The following is an 18,927-nucleotide window of genomic DNA, read 5'->3' on the forward strand; positions in this document are numbered from 1 at the left end:
TGACTGCGGATCGAATCGTGCCGCAATCTGACGTGCGCTTTGTATCGCTACTTCGGATGTCGGATCAGCTTCAGCCGACGCCGCCGCTTCGTTCGTCTCGACTCTCTCTCGTATCGCTACCTCGGATATCGGATCAACGCGACCTGCTGGAAAACGCGCAGAGATCTGTTTCAACCTCACTCATCTGCTGGGCCGCCGCGCAAGGCGCGAAGCGATGCGTCTTTCGCGTGGCCCAGCTTCAGCCGTCTCTTCGCCAACGGGGTGATCGAAGCGCGGGACCTCGCTGACGATCACCTCGAGCACGCGCAGCGCGCCGCCTTCCGGAAGCTCGAAGGCGACTTCGAGTTGACCGTTGCGACTCGTGATCACGTCGGAAACGATCTCGCTAATGCGTTCAGGTTCGCACTCTCCGACTGCGCTTTCCCGCTCGTTTCCCGGCTCGCTGAAGATCCAACGCACTCGATTGGCCGGCACATTGACCTTGGCGTAAAGCAGGTAACTTTTGCCCGGCTCGACGCTCACGCGCTGCCACAATCGAGCCCCTGCGCGTCCAGCCAATCCTTGACCGCCGAGCGCAGCCATCCCCTCCACCGGTCCGGAGATCGACCACCCCTCGGCCAGCGCACCCGATTCGCCCAACTGATGAAAGGAACCGTTCGAGACGTAGTTCCGACCGGCGAAGACGCCGAGTTCCGCCGCCCGCTGGTGCTCGTAAGCGCAGGCTTTGACTGGACCGCTTGACGAGCGAACGCGAATGCCGCGCACGCCCTGGCGCCGGTCGCGCACGAAAAGCCCGCCCCGAATGATCTGCACGAAGATTCCCGGAGCGATCTCCCCGCGCTGGTCCACAACCACGTTGCCTTCTAAATCCAATCGCCTGATCGCCTCCGGATCATCGGTCTGAATCCAGTTGGGATCGGAAAGATGGGCCGGCTCCAACCGCGGATCGGCAAAATGGAGGACCGTGCCGCCAATTTTGTATTCGTAGTAGATGTAGCGGAAGTAGAGACGCGGATCGATCGTCGTCTGATCGATCAGGCCGCTGATCTCCCTCCCGCGCGGTCGCAATTCGATCGGACGCTTGGCGAGAAGAGCTTCATGCAGTTCGAGCGCGCTTGCCGGTTTGCCATCGACCTCCCAGTAGCAGTTGAACGTCGGATCCTGATAAACCCATCCGCCCAGTTCTGGAATCCAGACCTCTGCGCCGACATGCGTATCACGCCCGAAATCGCCGTTTCGCACGAGCAGGCTCATGCCGACGGTGCGCGCCGCCAACCCCGCCGCCTGGCAAGCGGCGACGTAGATCTCGGCGAGATTAGCGCAAAGGACCGGCTCACCGGCAAGCATCTGCAAGTAGGCTTCACGCGCATGGCGCGTCGCAAGGCCCGGAACCGAGATGCGATGCGGTAGGCGCGCGAGCCACTCGCGAATGGCGTTCGCTTTGTCCCACACCGATGCCTGCATGGGGAAAAGACCGAGCATCTCCCGACGAAAGAAAGCGGCATCACCTTCACTGACAGGTTCGCGCGGCGGTATGCGCACGACCCGGCGAGGCACGCCCAAGATCTGATCCCCACGACGTTCGATCGTCAATTGAGCGATCGGTTTCGCGCCGTGGCGCGGGTCCGAAACGGTGACGACAGTCACCCCTTCGGGAAGATCGATGCGGTAGTCGCTAAAAGGCACGGGAGAAGAGGCCGCGCGTTGAAGCGACCAGAAGTAGACGACGCTATAGCTGAAGATCGAAAAGAAAGAGATCAGCAGAAAGAACCATCCGTTTCGCGCTACTTCGCTCCGCTGCAAGACACGTGGTCGCAAGAGAAAGATCATCTTCACCCCCACTACAGATGAGGATCATTGCGGGGCCAAAGCAATCAGCAAGAATCAGAAGTCCGTCGGGATGATCAACACCAGCACATCGAGGACCGCACGAACTTTCGCACTTCCCTTCCGTGCCGAAGAAGTTAGCAATCGCTGTGCCTCGCCACCTAGAGCATCTGTTGGCGAGCGCCGGTCTTTTTCCGAGCTCTTAAGACGCTCCGAGATGTAAAAAAGTTGAAAGATTTTCTTCCGGCAAAAACGCAGCAAAAAGCCGACGGGTGTGGGCGAGATTTTTCCGTCGGCAACTCGATCGATCGTCGCGATGCGAGTAGAATATGAAGCAACTTCAACTCGAAAGGAGGAGCGACGAATGAGCGCGTTGGCCGATCGCAAGTGCGTGCCCTGCTCGGGCGGCGTGCCGCGACTGCGCGGCGAAGAGATCGAGCGCTACCGAACCGAGTTGCGCGATTGGGAGGTAGTGGATGAGCATCACCTTCAGAAGCGCTTCAAGTTCGATAACTTCCGCGAGGCGCTCGCCTTCGTCAATCGCGTCGGCGACCTGGCCGAAGAAGAAGGACACCATCCCGATATCTGCTTCGGTTGGGGATATGCCGAGATCAGAATCTGGACCCACGCGATCGATGGACTGAGCGAGAGCGATTTCATCCTAGCGGCTAAAATAGATCGCCTCTGAGAGGCTCAGCGCGCCGTCGCGTGGCGCTTTGTCTTTTGCGCCGTTTCGGTGTTATATCTCTAACTTTCGTGTAGGTGCTTGAGCGAAGGGCGATAATGCGACTTGACACTTGATTCGCGCTTCGCTCCCGTTCTACTCATTCGATACTCTTAACACAGAAAGGCATCGAGATTAGAGATGGCACAGAAGACTCCAATTACAGTCGCATACGGCGACGGCATCGGTCCTGAGATCATGGAGGCGACGCTCCGCATCCTCGAGGCGGCGGGCGCGCAACTCGAGATCGAAACGATCGAAATCGGCGAGAAAGTCTACCTGCGGGGCAACACTGCAGGCATAGACAAGAGCGCTTGGGATAGTTTGCGCCGGACCAAAGTCTTCCTGAAAGCGCCGATCACGACGCCGCAGGGCGGCGGCTACAAGAGTTTGAACGTGACGGTGCGCAAAGCGCTCGGTCTGTACGCCAACGTTCGTCCATGCGTTTCTTATCATCCGTTCGTCGAAACGAAGTTCCCTGGCATGGACGTGGTGATCGTGCGCGAGAACGAGGAGGATCTTTACGCCGGCATCGAGCACCGCCAGACCGATCAAGTGGTCCAGTGCTTGAAGCTGATCTCGCGCCCCGGCTGCGAGAAGGTCATCCGCTACGCTTTCGAGTACGCGCGGCGCAACAACCGGAAGAAGGTCACCTGCTTCACCAAAGACAACATCATGAAGATGACCGATGGCCTCTTCCATAAGATCTTCGATGAGATCGCCGCCGAATATCCGGACATCGAAAACGAGCACTGGATCGTCGACATCGGCGCCGCAAAGCTCGCCACCTCACCCGAGAGCTTCGATGTCGTCGTACTGCCGAATCTTTACGGCGATATCTTGTCGGACGTCGCCGCACAGATGACCGGCTCGGTCGGGCTCGCCGGTTCGGCCAACATCGGCACCGAGTGCGCTATGTTCGAGGCGATTCACGGGTCGGCGCCGCGGCGTGCTGGACAAAATGTCGCCAATCCGTCGGGGCTGCTGCTCGGCGCCGTCATGATGCTGGTCCACATCGGGCAAGCGGAGGTCGCCGAACGGATCCACAACGCTTGGCTGCGGACGCTCGAAGAGGGGATTCACACTTACGACATCTATCGCGAAGGGACGAGCCGCCAGCGGGTCGGGACGCGCGAGTTCGCCGATGCGGTCATCCAGCGGCTGGGCCAGAAACCCGAACAGCTTAAACCCGTCAGTTACAAAAAGGGAGGCGGCGAAGCTTTCACGACGGCTACGCTCGTGCGCGAGCAGCTCCCAGCGAAGAAGGAGTTGGTCGGCGTGGATATGTTCCTCGATTGGCGCGAAGGGACGGCGGACCAGTTGGGCGAACGGCTGCAACGGATCAACGGCGACGGATTGAAGCTCAAGATGATCACCAACCGCGGCGTCAAGGTCTGGCCCGACGGCTTGCCGGAGACTTTTTGCACGGATCACTGGCGATGCCGCTTCATCTCCGAAAGCGGCGGGACGATCACGCACGCGCAGATCATCTCGCTCCTCAAACGCGCTAGCGAAGCCGGATTCGATTTCATCAAGACCGAGAATCTCTACACCTTCGACGGTGAACGCGGCTATTCGCTCGGCCAAGGCGAGTAGATCTTTCTGACCATTTCGTCGCACTCTTCCGCAATCGGGCTGCGCAAGCGAGGCCCGGTTGCGGAAGAGTGCGAAGCGATCCCACGTCCACAGCGATGGAAGAGCAGACGAAGGATTCACCAAGCAGTTCGCCGCTCGTCGCGGTCATCATGGGAAGCGCATCGGATTGGGAGACGATGCGCCACGCGGCGACTCTGCTCGAGGAGTTCGGCGTGCCGCATGAATGCCGCGTCGTCTCGGCCCATCGGACGCCGCGCATGATGGCCGAATACGCCACCGAAGCCGAAGGGCGCGGGATCGAAGTGATCATCGCAGGCGCTGGCGGCGCGGCGCATCTGCCCGGCATGGTCGCTGCACATACAGTGCTTCCTGTGCTCGGCGTCCCCATCAAAAGCAAAGCCTTGAAGGGCATGGACTCGCTCCTTTCGATCGTGCAGATGCCAGCAGGCGTGCCCGTCGGCACGCTCGCCATCGGAGAGGCGGGGGCGAAGAATGCCGCGTTGTTGGCCGTCGCCATCCTCGCCAACAAACGACCGGAGCTGCGCGCGAAGTTGCATCGCTTCCGCGAAGAACAAGAACGGAAGGTGCGCGAAGCTCAGCTCGCCCGATGATCGGCCAATCCCCTTCGACAAGTTCTTCGGGATAGCCGCCGTCACGCGCGAGGTTGACTTGACGGGCGTCCGGAATTTCTCGCATCCTCATCACGATGAGCGTGAGAGAATCGATCCTACCAGGCGCGACGATCGGCGTTTTAGGCAGCGGTCAACTGGGCCGCATGTTCGCCATCGCCGCGCGGCGCATGGGTTATCGCGTTCACACCCTTTCGCCCGACTCCGACACGCCAACGGGCCAAGTCGCAGATCATGAAGTCGAAGCTTCATACGATGATCTTGACGCGGTCAGAGAATTCGCGCGGCGCGTTGAAGTCATCACCTTCGAGTTCGAGAACGTTCCCGCCGCAACCGTCGAGGCCGCAGCACAGATCGTCCCCGTCCGACCGAGCGGCATCGTTCTGCACACGACGCAGAACCGTCTGCGCGAAAAGACCTTTCTCGAAAAGAACGGCTTTCCCGTGACGCGCTTTCGTTCTGTCCGCTCGTTGGATGAACTGCGGATGGCGCTGTCTGAGCTCGGCTTACCCGCCGTCTTGAAAACAGCCGGTTACGGCTACGACGGCAAAGGGCAATCGAAGATCGAATCGGTCGCCGACATCGAACGCGCGTGGCAAGCGGTCGGCGAGCAACAGGCGATCCTCGAAGCCTTCGTCGAGTTCGAGCGCGAGGTTTCGGTCGTCGCGGCGCGCGGGCAAGATGGAAGCTTTGCCCATTACGGCGTGATCGAAAACGAACATCGCCGCCATATCCTCGACGTTTCGGTCGCGCCCGCGTCCGTCTCGGAGAAGATCGCGCGCGAGGCGATCGAGATCGCGCGCGACATACTCGAAACGCTCGGTGTCGTCGGCGTCATGTGCGTCGAGTTCTTCTTGACGCGCGATGAGAGGCTTCTGGTCAATGAACTCGCGCCACGCCCACACAATTCGGGCCACTTCACTTTCGACGCCTGTCTGACCAGTCAATTCGAACAACAGCTGCGCGCCGTCTGCCTGCTTCCGCTCGGCTCGACCGAACAGTTGAGACCGGCGGCGATGGCGAACCTTTTGGGAGATCTGTGGGCCGAAGGCGAGCCCGACTGGACCGCCGCTTGCTCTTTCCCCGACGTCAAACTCCACCTCTACGGTAAACTCGAAGCGCGGCGCGGACGCAAGATGGGCCATCTGACGGCTCTCTCGCCATCGACCGTCGAAGCCAAAAGGCGCGTGCTCGAAGCGAGAGCAGCTCTTGCGCGCGCGAAGCGATGAAGCCCATTGACAAAAAGAGCCATGCGCCATCGAACGGCTGGTTGTGCCCACCGATCTCGCGCTCGTAAAACGAGCCGAAGACCGCGCCGCCACGGACTCCCAAGAAGAGTGCGGACGACTGGCGTTACGTTGTCCCGCAACCTAGCGAAAGGTTAAAATCTTTCCGCACTTTCAAGCGAAAGGAGGTTTTCGATGAGACGGCAACCTATCCTCGCGCTCATCATCTGTTTCGCCTCGTGTTCGTTGGCGAAAGCGCAGCAGGGCGCGCCACCGAGGGAGATGGCGCCGCAATCCGACCAATCCGCTCAAACGGCGCCGAAGAGGCCGACCAAGCCCTCAGAAGTCGAACGCATCACGGTCGAAGAGTTGAAAGCGAAACTGGCCAAAGGCGAACCGCTCACTATCCTCGATGTGCGCGTCGGTCCATCGTACGAAGCGAGCGATCAAACGATCAAGGGCGCAATCCGCATCGCGCCCGACGAGATCGAAAAGCACCTGTCGGAGCTTCCCAAAGATCGCGAGATCGTCACCTTCTGCACTTGACCGAATGAAGGCACAAGCGCCCGTGTGGCGCTGACGCTCATCAACAACGGCTTCACGCGCGTGCGCGCGCTCAAAGGCGGATGGGATGCCTGGGTCGCCGCTGGCGGACCAGTCGAACCGAAGAAGAAAGAACAACCTTAACGACAAAACAGGAGGCTCAGAAATGGGCCGCAAGACCTCTGGCGATGTCGGGAGCGTCATTCGCGCGTCGCCTCGAGGATCGATCCTCTCATACATCATCTTCGCCCTCGATTGATCGAGCGACGCGGCGTTGGTCTCTTTCGAGCGATCTTCTCACGCATCATCTTCGCCGCCGGGAGATCAAGCGGCCCCCTGCACGCTTTATATCACCGGCCCCCTGTGCACTCCGGCAGTCACCAACGCTAACCGCCTTGGCTCGCGCTTGCCACCGAGAACAGAGGGCTTGACTCTGGAGTCCGGTCGAGGGTGTAAACTCGCTCCCTGATGAAGAGGGGTGGATCTGCATCGGAGCTCTTGATCGGAGAGGTGGCCGTTCGCGCTGGCGTGAGCGTAGATACGATCCGCTACTATGAACGGCGTCGGCTGTTGCCGCCCGCCCCACGCACGGCTGGAGGTTATCGCGTCTTCAGTCCCGATACGGTCGCGCGCGTGCGCTTCATCAAACAAGCGCAGAGCGTCGGATTTTCGCTCAAAGAGATCGCCGCTCTGCTCAATGTCAATCCCCCAAACGGCATCTCGGAGTGCCAGCGAATGCGCGAATTGCTGCTCGCCAAATTGGAAGAGGTCGAAGCGCGCCTCAGCGAGCTACGCCAATTTCGCCGCACACTACGCCACTATCTCGCCGAATGCGACCGTGAGCTTCGGCGACACGGCGCCGCTGCCGAATGCCCGGTCGTGGATGAGATCGCTCGACCGAAAAGGTTAAGGAGAGAGGAGAGGAGGAGGTGAAAACGCCGGATCGTGAAAAAATCTTCGCTTTCGGTTCGGTCGTCGCCGCCGTTGCGGCTAGCCTGTGCTGTCTTGCGCCGCTACTGTTTGCCCTCTTCGGGCTTGGCGCATTCAGCGCCGCTGTCACCTTTGAAGCCGCGCGGCCATATTTTCTAACACTTGCTGCGCTGCTTTTAGCGGGCGGATTCCTCTACAGCTTTCGGTCGCGTAAAACCGCCTCTGAAAAAGCCGACGGTTGCTGCGCGACTGGACCGAAGGGATCGACTCATCTCGGATTGTGGCTCGCCATCTTGGCCATGATTGCAGCGGCGCTTGCGCCCTACTATGCCGGCGCGCTCTTCCACCGATTGAAGATCGGAGAGAGGCGCAATTCGCTATTGCAAGCGAGCGCCGGAGGGCCTTCTGCCGCCGCGCAAGATTCTTGCTATGCGACCACGCGCCAAGCCGAACTCGAAGAGCAGACCGTCACATCATCCGATGCTTGTTGTGCAACTACGCGAAAAGGAGAGGCATCCGTGACCCAATCATCCACCGCCATCAGCTACTCGAAGGACTTGACAGATCTTAAAGAGGAGTTCAACCGCGACAAAGGCAAGATCAGGCTCGTCGCGCTGCTTTCGCCGACTTGTCCGGGATGCGCCGGACGCGGAGCAAGCGAACTGCGCGACAAAGTCCTTGCGAAAATCAAGAGCGAAGATCTGCGAATCTACGTCGTGTGGGAGCCGTGTCTTCCGACCGACGATGAGATGAAAGTCCCGGCAGCAGCAGCCCGTTTGAATGACGCGCGCGTGCGCCACTACTGGGACGCGCGCGGCGAATTGAGAGGCGTCTATCAGCGGTTGATGAAGATGAGCGAGCCCGCGTGGGACGTTTACTACGTTTACGACCGCGACGTTGAATGGCGGGCGGAGCCGCCGACGCCGAACCATTATATGCACCAACTTTGCACGCTGCCACCGGAGCTTCTGCTCGACGGCGACCGACTTGCAGCAAAAGTAAACGCGATGCTTCAAGAAGGAGCGCGCTGAAGCGTCTTCGCTTGAAGCAGTACGCCGACTGAAGAAGCATGAAAGGAGGATCAAACAAGATGCGACCGAAGATAGTTTCGCTCGCATTGCTGACTTTACTTTTCTGTGTGGCGACCGCCGCGAGCAATCAAGGCGATCAACACAATCAACAAGGCGGTCAGATTGTCGTCAAGACGAGCCGTGACCACGCGGTGATCCAATCGGATCGTTTCCGTTGCCCTTCTTGCCTGAAGCGCGTGGTTGACGCGCTCAAATCCGCGCGCGGCGTTAACGACGTTCGCATGGAAGGAAGCGAACCGCCGAACGTCGTGGTGCAATTCGATTCGCGCAAGATCAATGCGCGGCGCATTGGCCTCGTCGCCAAACGCGCGCTTGAGGCTGAGCCTCACAACCGCGCACCCGTGAAAGTCAAATACGAAAAAGGGGGATGATGACCTAAGGGAGCCTCTCTGCGATGAGGGGCTCCCCCGTCATCCTCTTTCACCCGATTTTCCGAATGAGGAGGGAATAATGGCCGAAGAACCATCTTATGATCTCGTGATCCTCGGTTCAGGTTCGACCGCCTTCGCCGCCGCATTGCGCGCGCAAGAACTCGGCAAAACCGCCGTCCTGATCGAGGAGCGGACCACCGGCGGCACGTGCGTCAATCGCGGCTGTCTGCCATCGAAAAATCTGATCGAAGCGGCGCGCATCGTTCACGAAGCATCGCATCCGCGCTATCCCGGATTGAAACCAGCGAAACTCGAGTTTGATTTCGAGCAACTGATCGCGCAAAAGGACGAGATCATCCGCGATTACCGACGCAAAAAATACGAAAGCCTCGTCGGCGGGAAGATCGCCATCGAACACGGGCATGCTGAATTCCTCGATCCACAGACGATCATCGTCAACGGCCAAAAGCTGCGCGGCGCGCGCATACTCATCGCCACGGGATCGCGCCCGGTCATTCCCGACATCGAAGGGCTCGACCGCGTCCCGTATCTGACGAGCGATCTACTGACGAGCGACGAACCCTCGGAGCTGCGCTCTCTTCCGCGCTCTCTCATCATCATCGGCGGCGGCTACATCGCGCTCGAACTGGGCCAGATGTTCCGCCGTTTCGGCGCGCGCGTGACCATCCTCGAACAAAGCGCGAAGCTGCTGCCGCGAGGTTTTGAGCCGGAAGTTGGGCCAACGATCCAGCAGATCTTCGCTGAAGAAGGCATTGACGTTGTAACAGGCGCGCGCGCCCTGTCGGTTGAGAGACTCGATGACGGAGTGCGAGTTCTGGCGCGCGTCGGCGGCGAAGGACGCGCGTTTTGCGCCGAAAAGCTTCTTGTCGCCACGGGCCGGCGCCCAAACACCGATCGTCTCGCGCTCGAGCGCGCCGGCGTCGCCGCAGATGAGAGCGGCCAAATCATCGTCAATGAATATTTGCAAACCAGCGTGCCGCACATCTTCGCCGCCGGCGACGTCATCGGCGCGCAACGCGGAAGTCAGATGGCGACTCCCGTCGGCAGTCATGACGGCGGCATCGCAGCCCACAATGCGCTGGCGGTTGGTCCGATGCGCACGGTGGACCATCGCGTGATCCCGCGCGCGATCTTCACCGATCCGCAAGTTGCAACCGTCGGGCTGACCGAAGAGGAAGCCCGCAAGGCCGGACATCGTTGTTGGTGCGGTCTGGTGCCGATGTCGCTCGTGCCGCGCGCCGGGATCATCCGCGACGCGCGAGGCTTCATCAAGATGGTCGCCGATGTCCAGACCGGGGAAGTCCTCGGCGTGACGATGGTGGGCCACAACGCGGGCGAAGTGATCCACGAAGCGGCGATGGCGCTCAGATTCAGAGCCAAGCTCGATGATTTTGTCGATCTACTTCACGTCTACCCGACCATGGCCGAAGCGCTGAAGATCGCGGCCATCTCGCGCCGCAAAAATCCGGCTAAGCTTTCATGCTGTGCTGAATGACGCTAGTCGCATTCGGCCAGCAAGCGAAATCGTCAGCAACATCAGGTCCCTCATTCGAGGAGCGGCTTAGAGATGATCCCCTCCTCAAGCTCGCGCCTTTGCCCCGCCTTTCCGCGCGAGGGGAAAACGAGTTTATAAGCATCGAAGAAAGATTTATCGAAGCTCCCGTCATAACGCGCATCCAATCTCGCGGCAAGCTTACGCGCAAGCCGATCGTTGCGCGAGATGAGTTGACCCTTTTCGCAAAACCAAATAATCTTCAAAGTTGAAAAGATAAAGGCGAAAACGCTTGATAGCTGACTCTTCGCTCGGGATTCGAGAGCGTTCTGGACGATGCGGCCATATCGAGAGATCAACTTGCCAATCCGCGACGTGATCCTTCCTCCGCCGCTCGCGCGGCAGAGTAAGCTTGGCAAACGAACGCTCATGCCTTAATCGTTCGCGGACGCAGTACGGGGGTTGGCAGATCGCGCTGTTTCTTCGATCCGCAAGCGGCGCGATTCGATCATCCCCGGGGCGAACTGTTTTTAGGGTCGGCACGCGGCGAAGTTCTGTAAAAAGCACGAAGATCAGATCCGCTTGAAACAAAAGCTTCCATGAAAGACAGGAAAAGACAGAAGACCGAGAAAGCAGAGCGAAACGTTGAGACGACTGCGGGTTCTGATAAGACCATGACGCGCACGCTGCTCAAACTCGTGCGGGCGGCGCAACCCATTTCGCGCGCCGAACTGGCCCGGCGCTTAGGGTGCAATCGAAGCACGGTCACCGGCGCGGTCCGCCCGCTCATCGAATCCGGCGTCTTGACGGAGACCTCGCAACTGATCACACGCACGGTCGGGCGCCCGCCGATCGGGCTGCGCTTGTACGCCGAAGGCTCATTGCTTATCGGCGCCAACATCGGCGTGCGACAGACGCAAGTCGGCATCGCGCGCGTCGATGGGACGATCCTGCGCGAAGAGGCGTTCGATACCCCGAACGATCCGCTCAAGGAGTTGAATGAGATCAGCGAAAGCATCAAACAACTGCGCGCGCATTTCGCTGAACACAAGATCGAAGCGATCGGCATCAGCGTGCCTGGACCGGTCGATCCGGAACGGCGCACCCTGCTTTACGCCCCCCACCTAGGCTGGCAGGATGTCGAGATCGCCGCCGCGTTGCGTTTTCATCCATCGCGTGCGAGCAAATCGCTCGTCCCCGTCATCGTCGAAAACGATGCGACCGCCGCCGCGATGTTCGAAGCGTCGCGCCGCTTGAAAGACGATAAATCCGGCATCTGGCGCGACTTCATCCTCGTCCGCGCCGGCACCGGGATCGGCATCGGCGTCGTTCGCGATGGCGAGATCTATCGCGGCGTCGGCGCGAGCGGCAATCTCGCCGGCGAATTCGGTCACATGACGATCGTCGCCGGCGGGAAGCTCTGCGTCTGCGGCAACCGCGGCTGCTGGGAGCGCTACGCCTCGGCGACGAGCGCCGTTGCGCTCTACTTGGGCGATCGCGCGCCCACGAGCGGTCCTCCCCCGATCCGATACGCGGAGATCGTCCGGCGCGCTGAAGCCGGAGAGATCCGCGCGCAGAGGACGCTCGAACAGACGGGCGAGTATCTCGGCATCGGCATCGCCAACGTCATCAGCGGGCTCGGCATCGATCGCGTCGTCGTCTCCGGGCGCATCGTTTTAGGCTGGCAATTCATCCGCGAGCCTTTGCAGATGGCCGTGCGGCGTGCGCTGGCCGGACGTTTGGTCGATCCGATCATCGAAGCCGGTTTGGTTACAGGCTCGGGATTGGGCGGCGCCATGGAGGTGGCGATCGATTACTACCTGACGCACGTAGCGGAACAGACCAAATCGGGCTAACTTCGCGACGAATGGGACGAACGGTTTCATGCGACCTTCAGCAAGGCGTTGAACAGATTTACCTCTTCGTCCGCAGCGACGGTACGAAGGTCGAGCATGACCTTTTCGTCGCTGACGCGCGCGATGATGGGCGGATCGCTTTGGCGTAAAGCTCTTTCGATCTCCGCCGCCGAATGCTCCTCGTGCTCGAGCGCCACGAGACTGGTCGGCAGATTCGCCATTGGAGCCGCGCCGCCGCCCACCGCCGATTGTCCGGCAATCACTTCGACGCGAAGTTTGGGTGCGCTCGCGCGCAAACGCGACGCCAAAGAGAGCGCGCGTCGTTCGAGCTCTTCAGGCGTGACCGCCAGCATCCGTAAGGCTGGCACTTGATCGAGATGATGCCCGCGCCGGTAGATTTCGAGCGTGGCTTCCAGCGCGGCCAAGGTCAGTTTATCGACGCGAAGCGCGCGATAGAGCGGGTGACGACGCAATCTTTCGACGCATTCGCGCCGCCCGACGATCAATCCGGCTTGAGCGGCTCCAAGGAGTTTATCGCCGCTGAAGGTGACGACGTCCGCCCCTTTTTCGAGCGATTCACGGATGATCGGCTCGCCGTCGATCCCGCATTGACGAAGATCGACCAGAGCGCCCGAACCCGCGTCCTCATAGAGAAACAACCCATGCGCGTGCGCAAGCGAGGCGAGCTCCTCTAGACTCGGCGCATGCGTAAAACCGATGATACGGTAGTTCGACTGATGCACGCGCGCGATCAGGCGTGTGCGCGCGTTGATGGCGCGTTCGTAATCGACTAGGCGCGTGCGATTGGTCGTCCCGACCTCAACCATCGTTGCGCCGGATTGCGCCATCACGTCAGGGATGCGAAAATCGCCGCCGATCTCGACCAGTTCGCCGCGCGAGATGATGACTTCGCCGTCACGCGCAAGCGCGCTTAAGACGAGCAAGGTCGCCGCCGCACAGTTGTTCACCACGAGCGCCGCTTCCGCCCCTGTCAATTCCCCCAACAGACGCTCGACCCGTGCGCCGCGCCGCCCGCGTTTGCCCGTCTCTAGATCGAATTCGAGCGCGCAGTAACGCGACGCGCGCGCCATCGCCTCGACCGCCACGTCGGCAAGCGGCGCGCGCCCCAAATTCGTATGCAGCACGACGCCGGTCGCGTTTATGACGCGCCGTTGAAGAGAGGAAGCGCGTTCACGCTCGACGCGCGCACATAGACGCGCCGCCGCTTCGACCAAAAGGTCGGACCGTGGAGCGGAAGACTCCTGCCCCAGAAGTTCGGCGCGCAGTTCGCCGATGACCTCGCGCGCCAACGCCGTCAAACGCTCGGCGCTCAATGATGCGCGCAACGACTGGACCAGCGGTTGATGCAAAAGGGCGTCGACCGAAGGAAGCGCGCGCAGTTTCGAATGAACCTGCTCTTCATCCATGGCGTCGCATCAAGTATAGAACTCGACGCGCCGGGGCCGGAAGAGGCCTCGAATTTGCTCTCGCCATCAACAAATCCCTCCCCGGACGCTTTCAAGGGCAAATTGACCGCAGACTTCGAATCGACCTAAACTGCTTTGTGGCGTCGGCCCCGCGCCGAAAGGAGAGGCATAAGGTTGAATCCCCATCGTTTCCAGACGCCCAAACGCGCCGCCCACATGCAGATCGACGAACAACTCAACCGTTTGGAAGAAGATATCCGTCGGCTCAAGATCGAGTTCGACATCTTCTTCAACGGCGGAGCCAAGCGCCCGCCCTACGACACGAAGAATCGCGTCGAGACGATGATCAAGCGTCTGGGCGACGATCGCACGCTCAACTTCACGCAGCGCTACCGCTACAACACGCTCGTTTCGCGCTATACGGCCCTTCGTGAACTGTGGCGTCGAACGCTGCAAGAGCGCGAAGAGGGTCCGCACCGGCCCCTGTTGAGATGAAACAAGACCGGCGCTCCAAAGACTGAAGCGCCGGGGCAAAATCAATCGTTGCTGGCCTGAAGCGGCGCTTTCAAGCGCCGACCAACCTCGGACTGGTTCTGCGAATGGATCTATAGCTTGACGACGTTCTCCGCCTGTGGGCCCTTCGGTCCCTGCGTGACCTCGAACTCAACCGTTTGGCCCTGCTCCAAGGTCTTAAAGCCTTCGCCCTGGATGGCGCTGTAGTGGACGAAGATGTCGGAAGAGCCAGGCTGTTCGATAAAGCCGTACCCCTTCGCGTTGTTGAACCATTTGACTTTACCGGTAATTCTAGGCATAGCGGACGATCCTCCTCACCAAAATCTCCTCTTTTGCCGACGCACGAAGGCGCCGGAAATCTTAGGCGCAGGCGGCGACCGGACAAGCGCTTCCGGCCCACCTTCGCCGAGAAGATGACGAGAAAGCCCATGTGTGGCGAATTAGTTGCGGAACGCGCTTGATCACCACACATGAACACCCACTGTGAACAAACGAACCATACGCTTTAAGCGTCTTGGTTGACACGATGCGGCCGGGGCGGATCAGGCCCCATCTGCCTTGTCTGGAAGCGAGCGCGCATACTATGCGAAAAAAACTGGCGCTGTCAAGTGGAAATTTTTCCCGCAAAACAGAAGGCCGCCTCGAAGGCGGCCCAGTCAACCGTTCGCCGATCCGAGAGGATCAGAGCTCTTCGGCTTCGCGGCGCCGACGTCGCTGCCTTTCGCGCAACGTCGCCAAGATGACGAGCACCATCAACCCGACGAAAGCGGCGACCACAGCGAACTTGATGATAAAGATCAGCGCTCCGACGAGCGCGATCAACTGTCGCACGAGGGCGATCAGAAGCAATATAAGCGTTAGCAGTCCGCCCCACCTACCTAAGATCTTAAGCATTCCCATCATGGTCGGATCTCCTTGGTGAAATATCTGCCGATCCCAGCCCACCTTTTGTGAGCAAATATAACAAATCGATCCGCGCGATCAATAGCCATCGCGAGCTTTGATCTCATCGCGCACCCCTCGCCCCAATTCCCGATCGAAGCGCATGGTGCGATCTTCGGTGATCGAAGGCGGCGCGCTCCAATCGAACCGCGATTCGCCCGCACGCCTTCCCCTCTTCCACCGATCGTAGATCAGATATGTGCCAAGCACGATGAGAACCGATGGCAGGATGATGCGCATCTGAAGCAGCCAACCGAAGACCGTTTGCAACAAGAAGAGCGTGCCCAAACAGAGCAGAGTGATGCCCCAGGCTACGGGATGAGCGATCAGATGGCGCGCGATCGCGTCCGATTCCGTATCCGGCAACAGCCCGGCGCGTATCAACCTCGCCGTGCGATAGGCATCGAGCGCCGCATAGAACCAGATACCGATGCCGCCGAAGACGAAGATCGGCGCGCCGTTGGTCGCCGTCGCCAACTGAAAGAGACTGGCGAAGATGACGAAGTGGACCAGCGCCTTGGCCGTCTGCCCGTTGTAGGCCGCGCCGAGTCCGGGAACGATAAACGATAGCAGCATCGCGCCAAAAGGCGACACCTTAGTATACGCCGTGATCGGATGGCGCTGGCTCGCTCGCCTCTGGCGCAACAGCTCAACTCCGGCAACGATGCAATCTTGGCAGTAAGGGAAACCACGCACCCTGTGATCGCACGCCGGACAGAGCGGTCGCGCGCATGCGCTGCACTGCGCGTAGGCCGGATTTGATGGATGGAAGGCGCAACAGTTTCTCATCTCAATACGAAGCCCGTCGTTTACAACCGACCCCATCCCACAGCGTCTCAGATCCGATCGAAGTTTCGCCAAACGGTCCCTTGTAGCGCCGCGCTCGATTCGGTCAGAACATTCAGCGCATCAGCTCGAGGCGAGCGCCGACGCTCAAGCGATTTTGCCTCATGTGCCGTTGATCGCGCCGGTGACTTTTTTGAGATCCCCGGTCGTCATCCGCGCCGCCGTATTCGCGCCAAGGGCATAGGTCTGCGCCGCAAGACGCCAACTGGTGCGATACACATCGCCGATCGTCCCATCCTTTGAAAGCGTTGAGCCGATGAGCACGGCCACCAAAAGGACCACCGCCACGGTGGCGAGCTGCGGCGAGATGGTGACCGCCTGTAGCTCGCCCCACAGCGCCTCCAACCAAGCGCGCAAACGCAGGACGAGCGATGGGCGAAACGCGCGCGCATCCGCCGCGCCTAGCGTCGCGCATAGGATGCGGCTATGCAAATCGGCGGGGACCGGCAACTCCTCGGTAAGCAGACTATAGCAGGCCCCTATCGCCCGCACGACATCGCCGGGCAGATCCGTACAGCGCGGGCATAGGGCGGCATGACGTTCCCAACGATGATAAAGCGGCGCCGGAAGAAAACCATCAAGGTAATCCGTCAGATGCTCTTCGAACTCCTCGCACGTCATCATCGCTTCCGGCACGGTACGCGCGATGATGCGCGCTTCGAGCCCGAGGGGAGGCTCTGCCACCGGCAACGATCGGCAGGCTGCCATGGCGTTGCGAACCTCATTGAGAAGGTCGTGACAGACCGGACATGAAAGCGCATGTTGCGCCATCGCTTGGTTTGCCTCGGCAGCGAGCGCGCCTTCGATGTAGTCTGTCAACCGCTCCTCAAATTCAGCGCATCGCATGTCGTTCCTCTTTCACCCCCTTGATCGAGATTTTTCGGACAACTGTCCGTCGGCGCCGATGACGCGCATTCGACGCAGGATCTTCGCCAGCTCGATACGCCCACGGTTGATGCGCGACTTGACGGTCCCTTCCGGGATCTTCAAAAGCTCGACGATCTCCTGATAGCTCAACTCCTCGATATCACGCAGAATGACGCAGACGCGCAGATCGGGCGGCAAACGGTTGATGGCAGCCTGCACCTGCGCGCCCAACTCGTCGCGCTCGATCTCTTCCTGCGGCGATCTTCCGGCAGCGCGCAAGTGATACATGTGGGTTTCGAGATCCTCGGCCTGCGAATCATGTGGCACCCGCTCGCGCCGCCGGTAATCATCGATGATCAGATTTCGCGCGAGCCTCATCAACCAGTTCTGCAGATCCCCTTGTCGTGGATCATATTGATCGAGCGAGCGATAGAGACGGACGAAGACCTCTTGCGTCAAATCCTCCGCCGCATCGGCGCGCGCCGTGAAGCGATAGGCCAGATTGTAGATGCGCCGCGAATAGGTCGCCACGATCTCCTCCCACGCGGCGCCATCGCCGGCCCGCGCGCGTCGCACCAGTTCGGCTCCATCGCCGATCGCCAAGGCTTTCGTCGCCCCCACTGTTGAGCCTCTAATTCGCTGATTCGCCGCCAGCGGACTTTCTGCGGGCGAAACCTCCCACACTTTAGAATACGACCCGTATCTTTGAAAAGTTCCTCGCCCACAGAGAGCGCTTTGCGCCGCTCATCGAGCACGCATCGACCGCGCCGCTCGATCATCCCCCGCCCACAGAGAGCGCCTTGCGCCCCCGGTCAATTTGTAGTAGTGTGTTCTCACGATACAACATATTGTGTTGGGGGGCTCAAAGCGCCCTGAATCCAGCTTGAAATCTACGGGTTGAAGGCCAACGCATTGCGACGGAAGTTTAGCCTTTTCATCTTCACTCTGCTGGCGATCGTGGCCCTGTGGTGGTTTGGGCGGCGGTTAGACTGGGGGGTTGTGCGCGCTTCGCTCAACGCTGCCGATTGGCGGCTCGTGGGCGTAGCCGCGCTCTTCATCTGCGCGACTTACGTCATGCGCGCCTTCCGCTGGCAGGCGCTTCTAGCGCCGCTCAGACCGACGCGGTTTCATGATCTTTTCGCCGCGACGACCGTCGGCTTTGGCGCCATCTTCACGATCGGGAGGACGGGCGAGATCCTCCGCCCAGCGTTCCTTTCGCTGCGCGACCAGCGCGTGCCGCCGACCGCGTCATTTGTCACGATCGGCGTCGAACGGATCTACGATATGACGACGATCGTGCTGCTGTTTGCCGCGAACCTTCTGTGGTTCGACCCGCCAGCTTTTTCCGTCGCGCGTTACCGGCAGATCAAGATCGCCGGTTTGATTCTGCTCCTCAGCGCCACGTTAGGGATCGTCGGCCTGATCGCCTTCAAGCGACTCTCGTCGCGCGCGATCGGTCAAATAGAGAGCGCCTCGCGGAACTGGCCGCGCTTTTTACGTCACGCGGCGCGGGTCATCACCCACTCGATGGAGCAGCTTGCGCGCGCGCTGGGAGTGCTGACGAACAAGCGCGATCTGCTCGTCACCGCCGCCTGGACGGCTTTTCTGTGGGGCGCGATCACCTTCGCCGATTGGCTGGTCCTGCGCGCCTTCGGTCTCCGATTCGGCCTGAGCGAGACGATCTTCGTCATGGGCTGGGCGCTAGTTGGCTCGATGGTGCCGACGCCCGGTGGGGCCGCCGGGGCGTTTCACGCCGCGACAGCCGCGGGTTTGATCTTCCTCGGAGTCGAACGCGAGCAAGCGGCTGCCGTCTCCATTGTGATGCATCTAGTTCTTTTCGGTCCGGCGCTCTTCTTCGGCCTTTACTACTTTCTGCGCAGCGGTACGGATCTAGCGCGCCTGTGGGATACGGCGGAACGAGAGGCCGAAGAGGCGCAAAATTCCCAATCGATCGCCCACACGCAAGAGGCGAAGGACGTTTCGTCATCATAGGAGTGATGGTTGAAACTCATCGGCAAGTGGAGTG

21 protein-coding genes are annotated in these 18,927 nt (G+C 60.3%); 13 read left to right on the forward strand and 8 right to left on the reverse strand.

Features of this window, described 5'->3' with window-relative positions:
- Positions 1-180 precede the first annotated feature (180 nt).
- On the reverse strand, positions 181-1,830 hold the full coding sequence (locus tag PYK22_RS12765; protein WP_041977846.1) for a transglutaminase domain-containing protein: 1,650 nt from the start codon (positions 1,828-1,830) through the stop codon (positions 181-183).
- Between the two features lie 361 nt (positions 1,831-2,191).
- On the opposite strand from PYK22_RS12765, the gene PYK22_RS12770 reads away from it, so the two are divergent.
- From PYK22_RS12770 to merA, 10 genes are all read left to right on the forward strand, one after another.
- Complete coding sequence (locus tag PYK22_RS12770; RefSeq protein ID WP_041977849.1) at positions 2,192-2,515, forward strand: 4a-hydroxytetrahydrobiopterin dehydratase; 324 nt, start codon at positions 2,192-2,194, stop codon at positions 2,513-2,515.
- A 177-nt stretch (positions 2,516-2,692) separates the two neighbouring features.
- Positions 2,693-4,147, forward strand: a complete 1,455-nt coding sequence (locus PYK22_RS12775; protein ID WP_041977852.1) for an NADP-dependent isocitrate dehydrogenase — start codon at positions 2,693-2,695, stop codon at positions 4,145-4,147.
- Between the two features lie 95 nt (positions 4,148-4,242).
- Positions 4,243-4,758, forward strand: coding sequence for a 5-(carboxyamino)imidazole ribonucleotide mutase (purE, locus tag PYK22_RS12780; RefSeq protein WP_041977855.1), 516 nt, complete (start codon positions 4,243-4,245; stop codon positions 4,756-4,758).
- 95 nt (positions 4,759-4,853) lie between these two features.
- Positions 4,854-6,005 (forward strand): 5-(carboxyamino)imidazole ribonucleotide synthase, encoded by a 1,152-nt coding sequence (locus PYK22_RS12785; protein ID WP_041977857.1) that lies wholly within the window; start codon positions 4,854-4,856, stop codon positions 6,003-6,005.
- Positions 6,006-6,197: 192 nt separating this feature from the next.
- The gene (locus PYK22_RS12790; RefSeq protein ID WP_041977860.1) at positions 6,198-6,548 is read left to right on the forward strand and encodes a rhodanese-like domain-containing protein; all 351 of its coding nucleotides are present in this window, start codon (positions 6,198-6,200) and stop codon (positions 6,546-6,548) included.
- A 24-nt stretch (positions 6,549-6,572) separates the two neighbouring features.
- Positions 6,573-6,689, forward strand: a complete 117-nt coding sequence (locus PYK22_RS18395) for a rhodanese-like domain-containing protein (protein WP_408003166.1) — start codon at positions 6,573-6,575, stop codon at positions 6,687-6,689.
- A gap of 366 nt (positions 6,690-7,055) precedes the next feature.
- Positions 7,056-7,478: a heavy metal-responsive transcriptional regulator gene (locus PYK22_RS12795; RefSeq protein WP_157770863.1), complete on the forward strand. Its 423-nt coding sequence runs from the start codon at positions 7,056-7,058 to the stop codon at positions 7,476-7,478.
- The gene (locus PYK22_RS12800) at positions 7,475-8,506 is read left to right on the forward strand and encodes a hypothetical protein (protein WP_041977866.1); all 1,032 of its coding nucleotides are present in this window, start codon (positions 7,475-7,477) and stop codon (positions 8,504-8,506) included. Before PYK22_RS12795 ends, PYK22_RS12800 begins: the two co-directional genes overlap by 4 nt.
- A gap of 59 nt (positions 8,507-8,565) precedes the next feature.
- Positions 8,566-8,937 (forward strand): hypothetical protein, encoded by a 372-nt coding sequence (locus tag PYK22_RS12805; protein ID WP_157770864.1) that lies wholly within the window; start codon positions 8,566-8,568, stop codon positions 8,935-8,937.
- Positions 8,938-9,016: 79 nt separating this feature from the next.
- Positions 9,017-10,453: a mercury(II) reductase gene (gene merA / locus PYK22_RS12810; protein ID WP_041977871.1), complete on the forward strand. Its 1,437-nt coding sequence runs from the start codon at positions 9,017-9,019 to the stop codon at positions 10,451-10,453.
- Between the two features lie 50 nt (positions 10,454-10,503).
- Here merA and PYK22_RS17785 read toward each other — a convergent pair whose 3' ends face one another.
- The gene (locus tag PYK22_RS17785) at positions 10,504-10,716 is read right to left on the reverse strand and encodes a hypothetical protein (protein WP_162199851.1); all 213 of its coding nucleotides are present in this window, start codon (positions 10,714-10,716) and stop codon (positions 10,504-10,506) included.
- Positions 10,717-11,049: 333 nt separating this feature from the next.
- Between PYK22_RS17785 and PYK22_RS12820 the strand changes: the two genes are divergently transcribed.
- A complete protein-coding gene (locus tag PYK22_RS12820; protein ID WP_041977877.1) occupies positions 11,050-12,306 on the forward strand; it encodes an ROK family transcriptional regulator in 1,257 nt (418 codons plus the stop codon).
- Positions 12,307-12,332: 26 nt separating this feature from the next.
- Here PYK22_RS12820 and selA read toward each other — a convergent pair whose 3' ends face one another.
- The gene (gene selA, locus PYK22_RS12825) at positions 12,333-13,733 is read right to left on the reverse strand and encodes an L-seryl-tRNA(Sec) selenium transferase (protein ID WP_041977879.1); all 1,401 of its coding nucleotides are present in this window, start codon (positions 13,731-13,733) and stop codon (positions 12,333-12,335) included.
- A 174-nt stretch (positions 13,734-13,907) separates the two neighbouring features.
- Here selA and PYK22_RS12830 point away from each other — a divergent pair, with 174 nt between their 5' ends.
- Positions 13,908-14,228, forward strand: coding sequence for a hypothetical protein (locus PYK22_RS12830; RefSeq protein WP_157770865.1), 321 nt, complete (start codon positions 13,908-13,910; stop codon positions 14,226-14,228).
- Positions 14,229-14,338: 110 nt separating this feature from the next.
- On the opposite strand, the gene PYK22_RS12835 is transcribed toward PYK22_RS12830, so the two are convergent.
- From PYK22_RS12835 to PYK22_RS12855, 5 genes are all read right to left on the reverse strand, one after another.
- A complete protein-coding gene (locus PYK22_RS12835; RefSeq protein ID WP_041977885.1) occupies positions 14,339-14,545 on the reverse strand; it encodes a cold-shock protein in 207 nt (68 codons plus the stop codon).
- 382 nt (positions 14,546-14,927) lie between these two features.
- Positions 14,928-15,146: a hypothetical protein gene (locus tag PYK22_RS17630; protein WP_162199852.1), complete on the reverse strand. Its 219-nt coding sequence runs from the start codon at positions 15,144-15,146 to the stop codon at positions 14,928-14,930.
- Positions 15,147-15,227: 81 nt separating this feature from the next.
- Positions 15,228-15,977 (reverse strand): DUF5683 domain-containing protein, encoded by a 750-nt coding sequence (locus PYK22_RS16860; RefSeq protein WP_157770867.1) that lies wholly within the window; start codon positions 15,975-15,977, stop codon positions 15,228-15,230.
- Between the two features lie 159 nt (positions 15,978-16,136).
- Positions 16,137-16,880, reverse strand: a complete 744-nt coding sequence (locus PYK22_RS12850; protein ID WP_041977890.1) for an anti-sigma factor family protein — start codon at positions 16,878-16,880, stop codon at positions 16,137-16,139.
- A gap of 12 nt (positions 16,881-16,892) precedes the next feature.
- Positions 16,893-17,522, reverse strand: a complete 630-nt coding sequence (locus PYK22_RS12855; RefSeq protein WP_060635651.1) for an RNA polymerase sigma factor — start codon at positions 17,520-17,522, stop codon at positions 16,893-16,895.
- Between the two features lie 291 nt (positions 17,523-17,813).
- Between PYK22_RS12855 and PYK22_RS12860 the strand changes: the two genes are divergently transcribed.
- Positions 17,814-18,893 carry a lysylphosphatidylglycerol synthase transmembrane domain-containing protein gene (locus tag PYK22_RS12860; protein WP_157770868.1) on the forward strand — a complete coding sequence of 360 codons (1,080 nt, stop codon included), beginning with the start codon at positions 17,814-17,816 and terminating at the stop codon, positions 18,891-18,893.
- The last annotated feature ends 34 nt before the right edge of the window (positions 18,894-18,927 follow it).

It is taken from the genome of Pyrinomonas methylaliphatogenes, assembly GCF_000820845.2.
In the GTDB taxonomy this organism is placed as follows: Bacteria; Acidobacteriota; Blastocatellia; order Pyrinomonadales; family Pyrinomonadaceae; genus Pyrinomonas; species Pyrinomonas methylaliphatogenes.